Genomic DNA, 17811 nt, shown 5'->3' with positions numbered 1-17811 from the left:
CGGGATCGGTGACAGCTCCGGGGTCGGTAACAGCTCTGGCATTGGTGACAGCTCCGGTGTCGGCGACAGCCCCGGGGTCGGTAGCAGGAAGAGAAGCCGTATCCGGTACGGCGGCCGATGTGGTCATGCGAAGAAGCTAGGTGGCATGTAGGCCAGCTTCTGTCCTAGATGAACACCATCATGGAGACATGACGGACACCCCGGCACGGCTCCTCAACCTGCTCTCCCTCCTCCAGACGCCACGCGAGTGGCCGGGCACCGAGCTGGCACAGCGGCTCGACGTCAGCCCGCGCACCATCCGCCGGGACATCGACCGGCTGCGTGACCTGGGCTATCCGGTCGAGGCGTCCAAAGGCGCGATCGGCGGCTACCGGCTGGTGGCCGGCACGGCGATGCCGCCGCTGCTCCTCGACGACGAGGAGGCCGTCGCCATCGCGGTGGGGCTGCGCGCCGGTGCCGGGCACGCCATCGAGGGCGTCGAGGAGGCGTCCGTACGGGCGCTCGCGAAGCTGGAACAGGTGTTGCCGTCGCGGTTGCGGCGCCGTGTCTCCACCCTCCAGGCCGCGACGATGCCGCTGACCCGGGGCGACGGCGCGACCATCGACGCGCGCACGCTGACGGTGATGGCGTCGGCCGTCACCGGGACGGAGCGGCTGCGCTTCGGCTACCGGTCGGGCGACGGTACGGAGACGAAGCGTCAGGTCGAGCCGTACCGCCTGGTGTCGACCGGCAGTCGGTGGTACCTGGTCGCGTACGACCTGGGGCGGGAGGACTGGCGTACGTTCCGCGTCGACCGGGTCAGCGACCCCGTGGCCACCGGGGCACGCTTCACGGCGCGCGAACTGCCGACGGGGGACGCGGCGGAGTTCATGGCACGGTCCATGGCACGGATGCAGCCGCGGCTGGAGGTGGATGTGAGCTTCGCCGCGCCCGCGGAGTTCGTGGCGGCGCGGCTGCCCGCCTACCTCGGCACGCCGGAGCCGACCGGGCCCGGCTCCTGCCGGCTGCGCACCACGTCGCACGACTCGCTGGAGTGGCTGGCGCTGCGACTCGCGCTGGTGAACTGCGCGTTCACGGCCCACGGCCCCGCCCAGCTGACGGACTATCTGAACGACCTGGGGGCCCGGCTCACCCGGGCGGCGGCAGCCCCAACGGCTGAGCACGGGGAGTCCGGAGGACAGAGCGGAGGGCAGAGGTGAGCCCCGGCACCTGGGGGGGGTTGGTGCCGGGGCTCGTCTGAGGGGGCCGACGTGTCGGCCCGTACGCGACACCCAGAAGCAGTGTGCGTAGGGCTGACACTACGGCCGATGGGCGGCGACGTCACGCCGCCGCGTCGAAGCCGGTGTCACGAGCCATTTTCTTCAGCTCCATGAGCGCGTGCTTTTCGATCTGCCGTATCCGCTCACGCGTGAGTCCGTGCTCCTTGCCGACCTCGGTCAGCGTGCGCTCCCGGCCGTCCACGATGCCGTAGCGCATCTTGATGATCGAGGCCGTGCGCTCGTCGAGCTTGCCGATCAGATCGTCCAGCTCCTCACTGCGCAGAAGCGTCATGACGGACTGCTCGGGCGAGACGGCGGAGGTGTCCTCCAGCAGGTCACCGAACTGGGTGTCCCCGTCGTCGTCCACCGACATGTTCAGACTGACCGGGTCACGGGCCCAGTCCAGTACGTCGTTGACACGCTCCGGGGTCGAGTCCAGCTCCTTGGCGACCTCGGCGGGGTCAGGATCGCGTCCGTTCTCACGGTTGAACTCGCGCTGCACACGGCGGATCCTGCCCAGCTCCTCCACCAGGTGGACGGGCAGCCGGATCGTACGGGACTGGTCCGCTATGGACCGGGTGATGGCCTGGCGTATCCACCACGTGGCGTACGTCGAGAACTTGAAGCCCTTGGCGTAGTCGAACTTCTCCACGGCACGCACCAGGCCGGCGTTGCCCTCCTGGATCAGGTCGAGCAGGGGCAGGCCGCTGCGCGGATAACGGCGCGCGACCGCCACCACCAGACGGAGGTTCGAGCGGATGAAGACGTCCTTCGCACGCTCGCCCGCGGCGACCAGCGCCTCGAGCTCTTCGTGCGAAGCTCCGCCTGCCTCGCTCTCCACCTCTCCGTCGAGGATCTGCCGGGCGAACACACCTGCCTCGATGGTCTGGGACAGCTCGACTTCCTTGGCGGCGTCGAGCAGGGGTGTGCGCGCTATCTCGTCGAGGTACATGCCGACCAGGTCGCGGTCGGCGATCTCCCCGCCCACGGCGCGAACACTGCTTGCCGCTTTCGAACCGCCGGTGGCGGAACGACGGGCGACGGCACGGGTTGCCATGCGAGCTCCCTTAACTGGACTGAGTAGGTCGCGACACCCTTTCGGGTGCCCTGCATCCGTTGGAAACAACGACTGGAATCAGGACAGAATTCCCCTGCGTACCTGGATTTTTGTGATCATGCAGTACCCTGTCCGGCCGACGAGGGAGGGCACATGCCGCAGCGGCCGACGGACGTGCAGGTCAGGGCCGGGACGGAGGCCGATCTCGGTGCACTCACGGACATTTACAACCACTTCATCCATGAGACGGCCATCACTTTCGACACCGTTGCCTTCACTTCGGAGGAGCGGTTGCCGTGGCTGCGCTCCCACCCTGTAGACGGCCCGCACCGCCTTTTGGTTGCTCAGGATGTCCCGTCTGCCCGCATTCTCGGGTACGCGACGAGCGGCCCGTTCCGTCCCAAGCCCGCCTACTCCACTTCCGTGGAGGTCAGCGTCTACTGCGCGCCCGACCACGTGTGCCGGGGCCTCGGCACCCTGCTCTACCAGGCGCTTTTCGACGCGCTGGCGGACGAGGACGTGCATCGCGCGTACGCGGGCATCTCCCTGCCCAACGACGCCTCGGCCCGGCTGCACACGCGCTTCGGCTTCCGCCACGTGGGGACGTACGGCGAGGTTGGCCGGAAGTTCGGGCGGTACTGGGACGTGGCGTGGTACGAGAAGCGGCTGGGGCCTGGGGCGTAGGTCCGCCGGGTCCCACGGCTTAGGCCCATGGGCCGTCACCCTAGGTCTGCGGGCCGTTACACCACCGGTGGCGCCGCGCCTAGCGTGCGGGTATGGACACCACCGGCATCAGTGACAACAACAGCGACGGCCCTGGCGATTCCACCGGCGGCCCGATCGACACCGGCGGCCCGATCAACAACGGCGGTCCGATCAACATCGGCGGCACGCCCGACAGCGCCGGCACACTCGACACCACCAGCACGCCCGATACCACCGGCACGCTCGACGAGGCGCTGGAGCGGCTGCACGCCTCCGGACCCGAGCGCCAGGGGTGGCTCAGCAACCACGCCCCGATGGCCGTGGAGGCGTTGGTACGGCACGGTCAGGCGCCCGCCGTCCACCGCTGGCTCGACCACTACCGCGACCGCCTGGAGGACATGCCGCCCACCGGCACCCCGGTCACGGCGGCCACCTGGCGGGAGGCGCTCGGCGACATCGGGCGGGTCGCCGACTGGACGGGCCACTTCGGGCGGGAGATCGCGGTACGCCCCTGGCGCGACGTGCTCGCCGAGTGGTGGCCCCGGCTGCTGCCCGGCATCGCGGGTGGCGCGACGCATCCGGTGATCCGGGTGGGCCATGCCGTACGGACCCTGCTGACGACCGAGGAGACGGCCCCGCGCCGCGCGGAGCTGGCCCACGGCCTCGGGTACTGGGCCGCGCGGTACCGCCCGCTCCCTCCCCTCGTACGGCTCCCCCGGGCGTCGAGCGCCGCCGCCGCGCTGGCCGCCGTACCGCCGGTGTCCGAGCGGACGGGTGGCATCGAGCAGCGGCTCAGGCTGCTCACGGCGTTCCCCGACTGGCCTGCGGAGGGGGTTCCGGACGGGACACGAGCGGCAGGGGACGGGGCACCAGAGGCAGAGGGAGAAGGGGTACGGGGCGGCCTCTTCGGCCCCGAGGCCGCGCGCGAGCGGCTGGCGGAGCTGGTGACCGCGGCCGTGCACCGTTACGCGACCCACGGGCACGGCGAGCCGATCATGCTGGTGCATGCCGCGACCGCGCCGAACGCCGTGCTCCGTACCCTCCCCGCCCTCCCGCCCGAACTGTGGGCGCCGAGCCTGGAGGCCGCCTGGGCGGCGAGCGCGGCCGTGACGGCCGCGTACGCACCGGACGACCCGGCGCCGTACGCATCCACCTCGCTGGCGCCGGAGGAGATCTTCGCGCGGGCGGCGGCGCACGGCGACGACCACACGATCAAGTTCACGGACACGGCGCTGGACGTGGCGGCGTTCGGCGGGACGGACGACGGGCGCGGCGGGAACGGGTGGGACGGGAACGGGTGGGACGGCACCGCCCTCGCCGCCGCCGTACGGGCCGTCGAACTCAACCCGCCGGCGCTCTGAGGCCCGGACCGCCTCGCGCGCCGGACCGCTTCGCGCACCCACCCGCCTCAGCCGAATTGCAGCGACCTCTTCGCCAGCCCCATCCAGAAGCCGTCGATCACACTCCGCCCGCTGTCCAGCTCCCCCTCCGAGGCGCCGAGCGTGACGAAGAGCGGAGCGAAGTGTTCCGTACGGGGATGGGCCAGCCGCCCGGCCGGCGCCTTGTTCTCGAAGTCGAGCAGCGCGTCGACGTCCTGCGCGAGCAGCGCCCGCGTCCCCCAGTCGTCGAACTCCGCCGACCAGCCCGGCACCCCGCCGCCCGCGTGTCGCAGCGCCGCCAGGTTGTGGGTGAAGAAGCCGCTGCCGACGATCAGTACCCCCTCGTCCCGCAGCGGCGCGAGCTTGCGCCCGATCTCCAGCAGCCTCCGGGGATCGAGGGTGGGCATGGAGACCTGGAGGACGGGGACGTCGGCCTCGGGGAACATCTCGACCAGGGGCACGTAGGCCCCGTGGTCGAGGCCGCGGTCCGGTACGTCCTGTACGGGCGTACCGGCGCCGCGGAGCAACTTCCTTACGGAATCGGCCAGTTCCGGCGCCCCCGGCGCCGCGTACTCCACCGCGTAATAGCGTTCGGGGAATCCCCAGAAGTCGTACACAAGAGGTACGGTCTCCGTCGCACCGAGCGCGAGCGGAGCCTCCTCCCAGTGGGCGGAGACCATCAGGATCGCCTTGGGGCGGGGCAGAGTCGCGGACCACGCGGCGAGTTCGCTGGTCCAGTTCGCGTCGTCCGCGAGAGGAGGCGCGCCATGGGAGAGGTAGAGGGCAGGCATGCGCTCCGCGACGGCGTTCATGGCGACTCCAAAGGTGATCCGTTCGGACGGTTCGGACTTTTACTTGAGACCTCAAGCGCTTGCCGCAACAAGCCTAGCCGCATCTAGTTTAACTTTCAAGAATAGGTAGAGTGGCCTCATGACCACGGCATCCTCCGGCAGCGCGGCCGGTACGGGCGGTAGTACGGACAGCACGGGCGGCGCAGGCAATACGGGCGGCAGCGCAGGCGGTATAGACGGCGCGGAGCCTCGCTGGCTCACCCCCGCCGAGCAGGACGTCTGGCAGGCCTACGTCCAGGGCAGCACCCTCCTGGAGGACCACCTCGACCGGCAGCTCCAGCGCGACGCCGGCATGCCGCACATCTACTACGCCCTGATGGTCTACCTCGCCCGCGCCCCCCGCCGCCGCATGCGGATGACGGAGCTGGCCATGGCCGCCAAGATCACCCGGTCCCGGCTCTCGCACGCGATCGCCCGGCTGGAGAAGTACGGCTGGGTCGGGCGCGAGGAGTGTCCGTCCGACAAGCGCGGCCAGAACGCGTATCTGACGGACGAGGGCAACGAGGTGCTCGCGCGGTCCGCGCCGGAGCACGTCACCGCCGTACGCCAGGCGATCTTCGACCGGCTCACCCCCGAGCAGGTGACCCAGCTCGGCGAGATCATGTGGGTCATCGCGAAGGGGTTGCAGCCGGAGGGTACGGGCGCGGATCTGCCCTGGCGCCGCTGAACCACCGCGACACCAGGGCAGATCCGTCGTTACCGTGCCACGCGATCGCCGACCGCGCTTTTTCACTGTCCCGCGCGATCGCCGACCGCGCTTTTTCTCACTACGGCGGGTACGGGGTCACCGCGCCACCGCTTCGTACACCGTCGCCTTCCCGCACGACCGTCAGTGCATCGCGACCGGGACCTGGACCTCGCCCTCGGCCCCTTCGCTGCCGCCGACCTTCGTCGGGTCCATGTTCGGACGCCCGGCGGTGATGAAGGTGACCGCGATCGCCGAGGCGGCGACCAGGATCCCGACGGCCCACCAGATGGCGCTCGCGTAACCGTGCACCAGCGCCTGGGCCTGGAGCAGCTTCTGGCCGCCCGAACCCACGGCGTGGGAGGTGAGGTACGAGGTGGTCGCGGAGGCCGCGATCGTGTTCAGCAGGGCCGTACCGACCGCGCCGCCCACCTGCTGCGAGGTGTTCACCATCGCGGAGGCGACGCCCGAGTCACGCGGCTCGACGCCGAACGTGGCGAGGGACATGGCTGGCATGAACGCCGTACCCATACCGAGACCCAGCATGATCTCGGCCGGGAGGATCAGACCCGCGTACGAGGAGCCGATCTCCAGCTGCGTCAGCAGCAGCATGGCGATCGCCGCGAGCAGGAAGCCCGGGCCCATGAGCAGCCGCGCGGGCACCCGGGTCATCAGCCGGGCACCGATCTGGGTCGAGCCGATGATCATGCCCGCGATCATCGGGAGGAAGGCGAAGCCGGTCTGGACCGGCGAGTAGCCCTTCACGATCTGGAGGTAGAACGTCAGGAAGAGGAAGAGCCCGAACATCGCGATGATCGCGAGGCCCAGCGAGAGGTAGACACCACCGCGGTTGCGGTTGGTCACCACGCGCAGCGGCAGCAGCGGGTTCTTGACCTTGGACTCGACCACCGCGAACGCCGTCAGGAGCACGACGGAGCCGACGAAGAGACCGATGGTCGTCGGGTCGGACCAGCCCTCGGACTCGGCGCGGGTGAAGCCGTACACCAGCGAGACCAGGCCCAGCGTGGACAGGATCACACCGGGGACGTCCAGGGCGGAGCGGTTACGGGTGCCCGAGGGCTCCCGGATCACGAAGTAGGCGCCGAGGGCGGCGACCACCGCGAAGGGGACGTTGACGAAGAACGTCCAGCGCCAGTCGAGGTACTCGGTGAGGAAGCCGCCGAGGATCAGACCCACGGCGCCACCGCCACCGGCGATCGCCCCGTAGATGCCGAAGGCCTTGGCGCGCTCCTTGGGGTCGGTGAAGGTCACCGCGAGGAGCGACAGGGCCGCCGGGGCGAGCAGGGCACCGAAGGCACCCTGGAGGGCACGGGCGCCGAGCAGCATGAACTCGCTGGTGGCCGCGCCACCGAGCGCGGACGCCAGGGCGAAGCCGGAGAGACCGACGACGAAGCTGCGCTTGCGTCCCCACAGGTCCGAGATACGGCCGCCGAAGAGGAGGAGCCCGCCGAAGGCGAGTGCGTAGGCCGTGATGACCCACTGCCGATTGCCGTCCGATATCCCGAGGTCCTTCTGGGCGGAGGGCAGGGCGATGTTCACGATCGTCGCGTCGAGCACGACCATCAGCTGGGCGAGCGCGATGAACGCCAACGCTTTCCAGCGGGTCGGGTCAGGAGCCGAGGCGTCCTGGTCGGGGAGCCGTGTTTCGGCTGTTTTTGACATGGAGGGATCCACCTAAGGGTGCAGAAAGGCGAAAACGTACGTAAGTACATGCGACGGTGCATGCCTTACGAGGTCATGGAGTCACTGGGGTCACTGAGTGACGGAGTGATGGACGGACGAAGTTCGGCACGTTCGCCCGGGACGTTTGTCCTGGTGAGGTCTGGGCCGGTCCGGGCCGGAAGGTCCGCGGCGCGCGGTCCTCACGTACGGTCGGCGTTCTCGTTCCGAGGGTTTTTGATCTGAGGGTTTTTGATCTGAGGGTTTTTGATCTGAGGGTTTTGATCCGTGGGTCTTGGTTCAGGGCGCGTCACGGAGCGGCGCGGCGCAGATCCTCCAGGGTCGCGGCCTTGCCCGGCAGTACGGACCGGGCCGGGGCGGCCAGTCCGTCCAGGAACAGCTGCAGGTGCCGGTGGGTGAACCGGTCCATGTCTACGCAGCCGGTACCGGGCAACGGGCGGGTGAGCTGGGACAACGCGACCATCAGATCGCCCACGGCGACGTCGGTGCGGAGCTGTCCGGTCCTTCTGGCCCGCTCCATCAGCCCTTCCACGGCGCCTTCGAGGCGCTCGCGCTGGGCGTCCAGTTCGGGGCGGTCCCGGTCGAACGTACCGGAGAGCATGGGGCACAGGGCCCCGATCCGTTCGTCGGCGGCGGCGTGCACGAAGCGGCGCAGCGCGGCGAACGGGTCGTCCTCCTCGATCGCGGCCCGCTCCGCCTGTTCGGCGGTCCGGGCCATCACGGAGAGCACGACGTCGTTGACGAGGGAGTGCCGGTCGGGGAAGTGCCGGTACAGCGTGGCGTTCCCGATGCCGGCGCGGCGGGCGATCTCGTCGAACGCGGCCTCCGGGCCGAACTCCACGAACATCTCGCGGGCCGCGTGCACGATCCGCTCCCGGTTGCGCAGCGCGTCGGCGCGCGGCCGGGGAATGCGGCGCACACGTGGTTCCGCGGCGGTGGTGGTCACGTCCGGCCCTCCCTCGGTCCATCCTCGACCGATCATCGGTCGATCTGAGCCCCCGGTGGGCGGGGGCCGCGGCTCTTCGGTAAGCGGGGATCGCTTCCCCGTTTCCCTGGAACACACGTGCAAACGGGGAGAGGGTCCCCGCTTATTTCACCTTCCCCGCGTGACCTGGGTCACATGAAGAAGGATCATGCGCGAACCACACACAAACCCGGAAAAAACCCACGATCGGCGCACCCAGCGAGCGCCGACACGCCGACCGACGGAGGGTGATCGAACAGGCAGGTGAGCGAACAGGCAGCGGTATCGAACAGGCAGCGGTCAGGACCGGCCCGCCGCCGCGGACCCGGAGGCGACCGCATGCAGCAGACGCGTCGGATACGCAGGGGCGGAGGGGGAGGCGGCGGCGGACGCGGTGGTGGAGGCGGCGGAGGCGGTGGCGGCCGGTCGGGCCCGTACCGCGGCCGGCACCGCAGGCCCGGCCGGCTCAGCGCGCTCGCGGGTCTCGCCGCACTCACCCTCGCCGCGCTCACCACGGCGAGCGCGACCCTCCAGGCCCCGTCCCGGGCCAGCGCGGGCCCGGCGGCCGTCGGCCAGGACTCGGCCCTCGGCCCGTGCCGTATCGCGTCCGCCTCCACCGTACAAATGTCTGAGGGCGTGCCCACCCCGCCCGGCTACTCCCCCTCCACCGGCACGGTCCGCGCCCTGAACCTGATGATCGACTTCCCCGACGCGCCGGGTCCGGGGGACGCGCTCGGGCGGCTGGGGGAGTTCTTCCCGCAGACGTCCGAGTGGTTCAGGACCAGCTCGTACGGTCGGCTCGACTACCGTCCCGAGGCCCCCGTGACCAGCTGGCTGCGGATGCCGCAGGACTTCACGGCGTACGGGATAGTGCGCGGGTCACCGTACGAGCCGGGCTACCGGAAGCTCGTCGAGGACCTCGTACGGGTCGCGGACCCGAAGGTCGACTTCAGCGAGTACGACCTGATCAACGTCCTGGTCACACCCAACGCGGGCCCCTCGGCGCTGGACACGGTCCTGTCCGTGACCTTCTCCGGGAACGGGGACGCGCCCCACGCGGACGGCGTGCCGCTGGCCAACACGTCGTTCGTCTACAGCCGCCAGGACGACGGCTCGGGGTCGTACGCGGAGACGGGCTACCGGGTGCTGCCCCACGAGAACGGCCATGTCTTCGGCCTTCCTGACCTGTACACGCCGCAGGGCGGGGGCACGGTCGGGCACTGGGACATCATGTCGGAGGACTGGGGGGCCAACAACGACCTGCTGGGCTGGCACAAATGGAAGCTCGGCTGGCTGGACGACTCACAGATCAGCTGCGCCGCCACGGGCGGGAGCAGTGAGCATCTGCTGGGCCCGCTGGCGACGGCGGGCGGCCCGAAGTTGACGTTCGTACCGATTTCCAAGGACGCGGGGTACGCGGTGGAAGTACGCACCCGGGCCGGCAACGACGACGCGGTGTGCCGGCCGGGGGTGCTGATCTACCGGGTGGACACGGGGGTGGACACGGGGCGCGGGCCGGTGACGGTCGCGGACAGCGCGAAGACGAGCGGGGGGTGCACGCGGCGGCCGAACGTACACGCGGAGCTGTCGGACGCGCCGTACCGCCCGGGCGAGTCGTTCGTGGACCGGTCGAACGGGATCCGGATCGCGGTGGTGGGGGAGGAGAGGGGCGGGGAGTTCAGGGTGAAGGTGACGCGGTCGTAGGCGGCCCCCTCACTCTCCCCCGGCCCCCATGGCCCCCATGGCCCCGCTGACATGTCCCTCCCGGACCGTGGCCCGGACACCAGTCAGGAACCACCCGCCGCCACCTTCCGGGAAGGCGGCGAGGCCGGCCACCGGGTCGCCCCAGTACCCGCGCGCGAGCGACTGCCCACGCAGCCACAGCTCCCCCACTTCCCCGTCGGGGAGGGGTTCGCCGCGGGGCCCGGTGACGCGGACTTCGGTGACGGGGGTGGGCCGCCCGTCGAGGAGCACGGCCCCACAGGTCTCGGCGAGGCGCCCGTCCACCCGCACCCGAGGAACACCCTCAGCCCCCGCCCTCTCCCCCTCCTCTACCAGGAGGGTGCCGCCGACGGCCATGGCGCGATAGACGTCGGCGAAGGAAGCGGGGTGGAAGAAGGGGTACGTGAGGGTCGTGACGGGCACGGGCCCGAACCCAGGAATCCGCCCCCGCCCCCGCCCGAGATCGGAGACGGCGGCGTGGAAGCGCGCGTTCATCACGGCCCCGGCCTGAGCGAGGTGCGTGGCAACGGCGCCGAGGGGCGGACGGCCCGAACGCCCCTCACCCGTATAGAAGATGGTGGAGCAGTCCTCAGGACGCACGTCGAGCCCGGGAGGAGCAACGGCGGGATCGGCACCCTCCACCTCCCCTTCCAGGAGAACAACCCGCGCGGCGGCAGCCTCGGCCCACGCAGCGACGCGCGGCAGCCGCACCCGATCCACGAACAACAACCGAGGGTCGCAGTCGTCGAGCACGGACGTGAACTCCCCTTCCCCCCAAGAGGTGTCAACGGGAACAGCCACCAACCCCGCCAACTGAACACCCCAGAAGGCGACCTGCCACTCGATCCGATCGCTCATGGCAATGCACACGCGATCCCCGGCCCGCAGCCCGAATTCCCCACCCACAAGTCGCACAGCCAGAGCGCAAGAGGCGGCGAAGAACTCCCCGTAACTAAAGGTCCGCTCACCGATCAAGAGAAACGGCCGGTCCCCGAAGGCCCACGTGGTCTCCACGAACTCAACCAAGCTCCGAGGCCCACTCGCGTAAACGAGCCCCCCGCTCTCCCCCCGTACCACCCCAAAGGGCGCCCCACGCGCGGTCAACGCAGCCACAACCCGCTCAAGATCCCCCACACCACCGGACGCTATGCGGCCCCACCCCCATGGTCAACAACGAGGGTCCAGCGATTCCCTTCGCGGAAATCCGAGTCGGCTCAGAGACTCAGGGACGCTTCAAGCCCCACGTCTGCAGGGCGTAGGGCCGCCCCTTCTCCTCGCCCGTGATCAGCGGTACGTCGAGCAGTCCGAAGCCCGTTCCGGTGGCCACGGACACGCTGGGGGCGTTCTCGGCCTCCAGCTCCAGAATCACCTGCTCGGCACCCAACTGCTCGAAGGCGTACGCGGCCATCACACGCACCGCCCGCGCCGCCAGCCCTTGCCCACGGTGCGCCGGGCCGATCGCGTAGCCAAGTTCCGCCACGCTGCCGGAAACACGCCGCAGCATCACTTCACCCAGCGGCGCGCCGCCGTCGACGGTGATGGCGAGGAGGATGGTCGTACCCTCCTTCCGCATCTCCCGATCCCGCTCCAGCCGCGCGCGGGCGGCCGCCTCGTCGAAGGGCGAGACGATCGGTGTCCAATAGGCGATGTCGGGATGATCGAACAACGCCGGCATCGCACCCAAATCCGCCTCCACCCAGTCACGAAGAACAAGCCCCTCCCCCGAGAGCTCGATGCGTTCCGGCAGGGACGACGTGGTGACACTCACTGTGGCGGACCTCTCTGGCCTGGTCAGATCGAGGCAGGTTACCGGGGACAGGCACACGTTCCCACCGCGTTTCCCGAGGAACCTTCAACCCCGGCCAGCTGTCGGACGTCTCACCCGACGGCGATTCCGAGGACTTCGCAGTCGAGCAACGCCGCGCTGGAGCAGGCTGCCCCAAGCACTCATCAAGTACCTCGGTTTCCGCCGCATCGCGGCGGACGGAACGCCCGCGGAGGGCGCCCAGCCATGCGCAGCTCGACGCACCGGTTCGGGACGGGCGACACATCACGTACGGCGGCGACGCCCCATCGCAGCGACGCCCCAGCCACGATCCGGTAGTCTGTGGCTCGAGCATCTGAGGCAGGCGATGCGATGTGTCTGGCGCGGGCGACCGCGCATGCACACACCGTAGTCACAAACCTCAGACACTCCAGGCTTGGAAAGAGGCCCTAAGCGCAGACTGCTCCACAGTTCCGTGCAAGGTTCCACACAAGCCGGGCCTTCGTAGCTCAGGGGATAGAGCACCGCTCTCCTAAAGCGGGTGTCGCAGGTTCGAATCCTGCCGGGGGCACCAGTTCAAGAAGGGGGTTACGTACCAATTTTGGTACGTAACCCCCTTCTGACATCCAGATCAGACATCAACGGTGACGGTCAAGGACGACCGGGACGCCTCCTGAGCAGCTGGTCCATGTGGCTCATGGCCTCGTGCTGGGTGTCCTGCGTCGGCTCAGGTTCAGACGGGCCGCATCAAAGACGTCCCCGCCGTCGGCCGAATGGGACCCACACTTGGCGGAGATGGGCCGTCCGAGGCCGCTCGGCAGCGGCCAATGATGACCAACGACCACCACCGGACGCACGAGCCCACTGCGAGTGACTGGTCTGGAGGGGGATGGTGTCAGAAGTCTGGTCTAGGTTTGGCCGTGACCCACAGTCGCTCCCCTGCCCGGGCGCCCCGCGAGCCTGCCTTGCCGCCCTACCAGGTTGTCCTGGCGGAGACCGGCTGGGGTTCGCTCCAGACGGCTTTCGGGTCCGGTGAGGACCTTCCCAAGGTTCTGGCGCAACTTTTGGAGCCCGATGCCAAGGTCCAGGTCACCACCTTGTGGGAGCTGGGTGAGCTGGTCGGCCACCAGAACACTATTTACGAAGCCACCGCCCCCGCCGTCATGTACGTCGCCGGCATCCTCACCCACCCGGCGGCCATGACGCGACGGCCCTATCGCGACAGCCCCGTCCGCGCGACGTTGTTGGGTTGGCTGGCTTCCACACTCCACGACGCCTCCGACGAGATCGTCGCCCGCAACGAGGAGTACTTCCCCGGCTTCCTCAACCGCAGCACCACCGTGGCGGCCTTCCGGGACCTGCGCTCGATGCTCTATTGGGCCGTCGCGCTCTTCCTGCATGACAGCCACGAGGATGTGCGTGAAGCCGCCGTCACCGCCGCGCTCCTCCTCGCCGAACACCCCGCGCTCGCCGGGCACCGTGCTCACCTCGCCGTGCACGCACGCCGCATCCTGGACACCAGCAGCAACGACCCCAATCGTCGCCTCGCGTGGAGGGCCCTCGGAGCATGGGGCCACAATCCGCCCGGCCCGGAGCCTCTTTCGGAGGAGGCCGAGGACCAGGGGCCGCACAGCGATGGCCGCGGCGATCTCGAACCTCCCTTCTGACCGATACGCGCACGGCACACCTGCGGACCATGGCAGCAGGTGAGAGACACACCGGCCCAAGGTCGCGCGTGCCACATCCGTGCCGGAACGGGCGGGGAACCACGGGGAACGGCGGGGACCAGGCCACCGGTCAGCCAGGCTCCGCGTCCACTCCGCCGCAGGTGGAGGGGGGGAGGGTGGGTCAGGTGCAGGTCAGGTTCATTTGGGCTGCTGCGTGGTGGGCTCCGTAGCGGGACGGGGTGCCCCAGTCCTGGCCTCTGTCTCTTAGGCGGACCGTGAAGTGGTCTGCCTTCACTCGGTAGTTGCCTACCTTCAGCAGGGTGCCTCGGTGTGCTGGTTGGCGGATGCCGAAGGCCGCGTAGCCCGACGTGGGGTCGTCCTTGTCGGACAGGATCTCGTAGACCGAGGGGGCGCCGGCCGTGTCGCGGTTGTTGCCGCTGTCCGGGATGTAGACCGACAGCGCGCACTTCTCGTAGCCCCCGCCCAGGTCCCACGACCACGTCGCCGTCGAGCCGCGGTCGTCGTTCGCGCTGCCTGACATGGGGATCGCCGAGAAGCTGCCGTCGCACGAATCGTCCTGGTGGCCGCCGGAGTTCACCGTGTACCAGGCCGCGTCGCCGTTCTCGAAGCGGCCCTTCTCCTCGTACTCACCCGTCTCGCAACCCGGCCCCGCCCACACCGAGTAGCCCTGATTCGGTTGCGGAGTGGGGGCCAATGCCCCCCGTAGGGCCGGGAGTTCGGGCTGTATGACGTCCGTCGGTGCCGACGTGGACGGTGTGGTGTCGTCCGTTGCTGTGTCTGTTGTGTTGCTTGCCGTGAGCGTGAGCGTGACTACCGCCGTGGCCGCGGCCCCCAGCGCCAGGACCGCCAACACCGTGCGCAGTGGTCTGCGCGACGGGTGCTCGGAGTGCTGGGGCCTCATGCCGCCCATCTATGCGCGATCACACCCCCGCCGGAAACCGGAAGCCGGGGATTGACCTTGCCCCAACGGCATGGTTCACCCTCCCGTCACCGGGCCGACAGCGGCCCGGCGACGGAAGATGGGGCCATGGAAGACCTCGCGGGACTCCTCACCATCGGCGAGTTCGCCGCCAGGTCGCGGCTCTCGCCCAAGGCGCTGCGCCTGTACGACCGTCTCGGTCTGCTCGCTCCCGACCGGGTCGACGCGGTCACCGGCTATCGCTGGTACCGCCCCGGCCAGGTCGAGCGGGCCCGGCTGGTGGCGCTGCTGCGGCAGCTCGACATGCCACTCGCCCGGATCGCCGAGGTGGTGGCGCTGCCCGGGCCGCGGGCCGCGGACGTGCTCGCCGGCTACTGGGCCGAGCGCGAGGAACGCCACGCCACGCAGAGCGCGGTGGCCGCCCATCTCCGTGACCGATTGTCCGGTAGAAGGAGAAGCCCGATGTACGAGATCAAGACCGTGGACGTGGGCGAGCAGGCCGTACTGACCGAGCGCAGGCACCTGCCGGCCACCGAGCTGCCGCGCTGGATCCCCGCCGCCCTCGACCGGCTCACCGTCGCGGCCGAGCGGTGCGGGGGCGTCGCGGGCACCCCCTTCGTCGCCTATCACGCCGAGGTGAGCCTCGACAGCGACGGCCCGGCGGAGACCTGTGTGCCGGTGGGGGACGTACGGGCGGCGGAGGCGTACGCGGCCGAGAACCACCGTACGACCGGACTGCGCATCGAGCCCGCGCAGCGGCTCGCGTACGTACGGGTCACCAAGGCCCAGGTCGCGCACCCGCAGATCCTGTCCGCCTTCGAGGCCGTCGAGGAGTGGATCGCCGAGCGGGGGCTCACCATCGCCGGGCCCTGCCGTGAGATCTACTTCGAGGCGGATTGGGACGGAGCCCGGCCCTCGGATGAAGTGTGCGACGTCGCCTTCCCCGTGAGGTGAGGCGGGGTGAGGCGAGGTGAGGTGAGGTGAGGTGACCATGCGGGGGGGAGGGGGAGGGGGGCCGCTCTGTCCCCCTCAGCGCAGTTCCTCCGGGCAGCCCGTCCCCCGCGGCAGCTGGTACGGCGCCGCCAAGCGGTACACCCCCGGCCGGGGCGCCAGCAGTTCCGTCCACTCGTCGCCCTCCGCGTCCTCCTCGGTCTTCATCAGGCAGCCGTTGGGGTTCGTGTAGACCTTGGGGCCGTCGTCGTCCGCCTTGGACGCCTCCGTCTCCTGCGGCGGCAGCACGCTCTTGCCCTCCGCGTCGACCAGGCCCAGCCAGGGCGAGTACGGGATACGGATCAGCACCCGCCCCGCCGTCTTCACGTGGATCGTCAGCTCGCCCGCGCCCGCCCGGTCCACCGTCGCCGGCGGATCGGCCAGCGGCATCGGGTCCTCGACGGCGAACAGCTGCCAGTTGGCGTCGCCCCACAGCGGCTTGAGGTAGGGCTGGCCCTTCTGGACCAGCTCCGCCTCCATCTTCGCCCCCGTGTCGGGCTTGCCCTTCGGCAGCACCACGAAGTGCACGGCCCAGCGGTCCAGCCAGCCGCGGTAGTTGTCCGCGGACAGGGTGTCGTCGTAGAAGATCGGGTTGCGCTCCATGTCCGCCTGCCGGTTCCAGCCCCGGGCGAGATTGACGTACGGGGCGAGCGCCGACGCCTCGCGGTGGCTCCTGGCCGGGACCACCTCGACCCGGCCCCGCTCCGCGCCGGCCCGCTGCAACTGGTTCACCAGCGGCGCCAGCTCACGGGTCCAGGAGGCGGTGGGAGCGGTACGGACGATGTCGTCGACGCCCTTGAAGCCGATCCAGAAGTTCAGGCCGGCGAAGGCCACCACCAGCGCGTACCACCGGCGCGAGCCGGGGTGCGTGTACGGGAGCGCGGCCAGCAGCACCACCCCCGCGACGATCATCGCGAGGCGGGACACGTTCGAGCCGATCTGGGAGTCGACCACCCAGGTCAGCAGGACGCCGACGCCGTAGACGGCCGCGGCGGCCCGTACCGTACGCCAGTCGCGCGGCACCAGCACGAAGATGAACACCGCGAAGACGAACGGCAGCGAGGCCGTCCCGATCGACATCGGCTGCGTCCCCGAGAAGGGGAACAGCCAGGCGGACACGGCCACCACGACGGCCGGCGCCAGGCCGAGCGCGTACGCCCCCGGGCGCCGCTTGTTCACGAACAGCGCCGCCGCGACCACCCCGAGGAACAGTCCGGCGACGGGACTCGCCGCCGTCGCGAGCCCGGCGAGCGGCGCGGCGGCCACCGCCTTGAGCCAGCGCTTCCTGCGCCAGCGGTGCGGCCAGCAGAACACGGCGGCGACCGCGCCCAGCGCGAACATCACACCGAGCCCGAACGTCACGCGCCCCGACAGGGCGTTGCAGAGGAAAGCGAAGACCCCGGCCATCGCGCACGCGATGGGGTTACGGACCGCGCGGACGCGCACCAGGATCAGCGCGAGCAGGGCGGCGGAGACGGTCCCGGCGATCATCATCGTCGTACGGACGCCGAGGACCGACATCAGGTACGGCGAGACGACGCTGTACGAGACCGGGTGCATCCCGCCGTACCAGGCGAGGTTATACGCGGAGTCGGGGTGGCGGCCGACGAACTCCGCCCACGCGTCCTGGGCCGCGATGTCTCCGCCACTGTTTGCGAAGAAGAAGAACCAGAGGAGATGGACAACCGCCGCGAGCGCGCCCGTGAACAGGACCGGGTGTCTCCGTACCCGCTCGCGAAGGCCGGCGGCGAAGACCCGGGGCCCGTCGTCCGGCGGTGCGGGCAGCTGTCTTACCGCCCCCTCGGGGGTGGTGCTGCCGTCCGTACGGGCCGGCTCAGTGGTGGTCACTGCGGCTCTCCACGTCTCCCCGACATGCCCCTCCGCGCGCCGCCTTGCCGCGTGCGCCCGGGGGCCTCATGTCCTAAGGACGCCGTCCCCGCGTCCCACAGTTGCCCTGCCCCGTTCAGCAGATGTCCGTTTCGGACGCTAGCACGGCGGGCGGGCCGGGGAGAGGGGCATGTGAGACCCCTCTCCCCGGGGTGAGGATCGGCGCTTCCCAGGAGGCGGGCGGGTCGGTGCTTCCCCGGGGGAGGGTTGGTGCTCCCCGGGGGAGGGTCCGCGGGCGC

The 17811-nt window shown here is 70.1% G+C and carries 15 protein-coding genes and 1 tRNA gene; 8 read left to right on the top strand and 8 right to left on the bottom strand.

Going from position 1 to position 17811, the window contains the following annotated elements; genetic code table 11:
- The first annotated feature begins 188 nt into the window (after positions 1-188).
- Positions 189-1199, top strand: coding sequence for a helix-turn-helix transcriptional regulator (locus ACIO1C_RS20160; RefSeq protein ID WP_401865418.1), 1011 nt, complete (start codon positions 189-191; stop codon positions 1197-1199).
- Positions 1200-1320: 121 nt separating this feature from the next.
- Here the strand turns inward: ACIO1C_RS20160 and ACIO1C_RS20155 are convergent, their stop codons facing one another.
- Entirely contained in the window at positions 1321-2316 is a 996-nt protein-coding gene (locus tag ACIO1C_RS20155; protein ID WP_401865416.1) for an RNA polymerase sigma factor RpoD/SigA, read from the bottom strand.
- 153 nt (positions 2317-2469) lie between these two features.
- Here ACIO1C_RS20155 and ACIO1C_RS20150 point away from each other — a divergent pair, with 153 nt between their 5' ends.
- Complete coding sequence (locus ACIO1C_RS20150) at positions 2470-3000, top strand: GNAT family N-acetyltransferase (RefSeq protein ID WP_401865414.1); 531 nt, start codon at positions 2470-2472, stop codon at positions 2998-3000.
- A gap of 92 nt (positions 3001-3092) precedes the next feature.
- On the top strand, positions 3093-4382 hold the full coding sequence (locus ACIO1C_RS20145) for a questin oxidase family protein (RefSeq protein ID WP_401865413.1): 1290 nt from the start codon (positions 3093-3095) through the stop codon (positions 4380-4382).
- 47 nt (positions 4383-4429) lie between these two features.
- Here ACIO1C_RS20145 and ACIO1C_RS20140 read toward each other — a convergent pair whose 3' ends face one another.
- Entirely contained in the window at positions 4430-5212 is a 783-nt protein-coding gene (locus ACIO1C_RS20140; protein WP_401865411.1) for a dioxygenase, read from the bottom strand.
- A gap of 118 nt (positions 5213-5330) precedes the next feature.
- Between ACIO1C_RS20140 and ACIO1C_RS20135 the strand changes: the two genes are divergently transcribed.
- A complete protein-coding gene (locus tag ACIO1C_RS20135; RefSeq protein ID WP_401865409.1) occupies positions 5331-5918 on the top strand; it encodes a MarR family winged helix-turn-helix transcriptional regulator in 588 nt (195 codons plus the stop codon).
- A gap of 162 nt (positions 5919-6080) precedes the next feature.
- Here the strand turns inward: ACIO1C_RS20135 and ACIO1C_RS20130 are convergent, their stop codons facing one another.
- Positions 6081-7619, bottom strand: coding sequence for an MFS transporter (locus tag ACIO1C_RS20130; RefSeq protein WP_401865408.1), 1539 nt, complete (start codon positions 7617-7619; stop codon positions 6081-6083).
- 307 nt (positions 7620-7926) lie between these two features.
- Positions 7927-8583: a TetR/AcrR family transcriptional regulator gene (locus ACIO1C_RS20125; protein WP_401865406.1), complete on the bottom strand. Its 657-nt coding sequence runs from the start codon at positions 8581-8583 to the stop codon at positions 7927-7929.
- A 357-nt stretch (positions 8584-8940) separates the two neighbouring features.
- Here ACIO1C_RS20125 and ACIO1C_RS20120 point away from each other — a divergent pair, with 357 nt between their 5' ends.
- On the top strand, positions 8941-10305 hold the full coding sequence (locus ACIO1C_RS20120; protein ID WP_401865403.1) for a M6 family metalloprotease domain-containing protein: 1365 nt from the start codon (positions 8941-8943) through the stop codon (positions 10303-10305).
- Positions 10306-10314: 9 nt separating this feature from the next.
- On the opposite strand, the gene ACIO1C_RS20115 is transcribed toward ACIO1C_RS20120, so the two are convergent.
- Complete coding sequence (locus tag ACIO1C_RS20115; RefSeq protein ID WP_401865401.1) at positions 10315-11337, bottom strand: AMP-binding protein; 1023 nt, start codon at positions 11335-11337, stop codon at positions 10315-10317.
- A gap of 208 nt (positions 11338-11545) precedes the next feature.
- Positions 11546-12091 (bottom strand): GNAT family N-acetyltransferase, encoded by a 546-nt coding sequence (locus ACIO1C_RS20110; RefSeq protein ID WP_401865398.1) that lies wholly within the window; start codon positions 12089-12091, stop codon positions 11546-11548.
- 495 nt (positions 12092-12586) lie between these two features.
- On the opposite strand from ACIO1C_RS20110, the gene ACIO1C_RS20105 reads away from it, so the two are divergent.
- Positions 12587-12662, top strand: a tRNA-Arg gene (locus tag ACIO1C_RS20105).
- Positions 12663-13008: 346 nt separating this feature from the next.
- Complete coding sequence (locus tag ACIO1C_RS20100) at positions 13009-13755, top strand: hypothetical protein (RefSeq protein WP_401865395.1); 747 nt, start codon at positions 13009-13011, stop codon at positions 13753-13755.
- A gap of 181 nt (positions 13756-13936) precedes the next feature.
- Here the strand turns inward: ACIO1C_RS20100 and ACIO1C_RS20095 are convergent, their stop codons facing one another.
- Positions 13937-14677: an adhesin gene (locus tag ACIO1C_RS20095; protein WP_401865392.1), complete on the bottom strand. Its 741-nt coding sequence runs from the start codon at positions 14675-14677 to the stop codon at positions 13937-13939.
- Between the two features lie 126 nt (positions 14678-14803).
- Between ACIO1C_RS20095 and ACIO1C_RS20090 the strand changes: the two genes are divergently transcribed.
- On the top strand, positions 14804-15649 hold the full coding sequence (locus ACIO1C_RS20090; RefSeq protein ID WP_401865389.1) for a MerR family transcriptional regulator: 846 nt from the start codon (positions 14804-14806) through the stop codon (positions 15647-15649).
- 75 nt (positions 15650-15724) lie between these two features.
- On the opposite strand, the gene ACIO1C_RS20085 is transcribed toward ACIO1C_RS20090, so the two are convergent.
- Positions 15725-17533, bottom strand: coding sequence for an MFS transporter (locus ACIO1C_RS20085; protein ID WP_401865386.1), 1809 nt, complete (start codon positions 17531-17533; stop codon positions 15725-15727).
- Positions 17534-17811 lie beyond the last annotated feature (278 nt).

The sequence above is a fragment of the Streptomyces sp. NPDC087420 genome, assembly GCF_044744165.1.
Lineage (GTDB): Bacteria > Actinomycetota > Actinomycetes > Streptomycetales > Streptomycetaceae > Streptomyces.
This window is presented reverse-complemented; position numbering and strand designations above follow the sequence as displayed.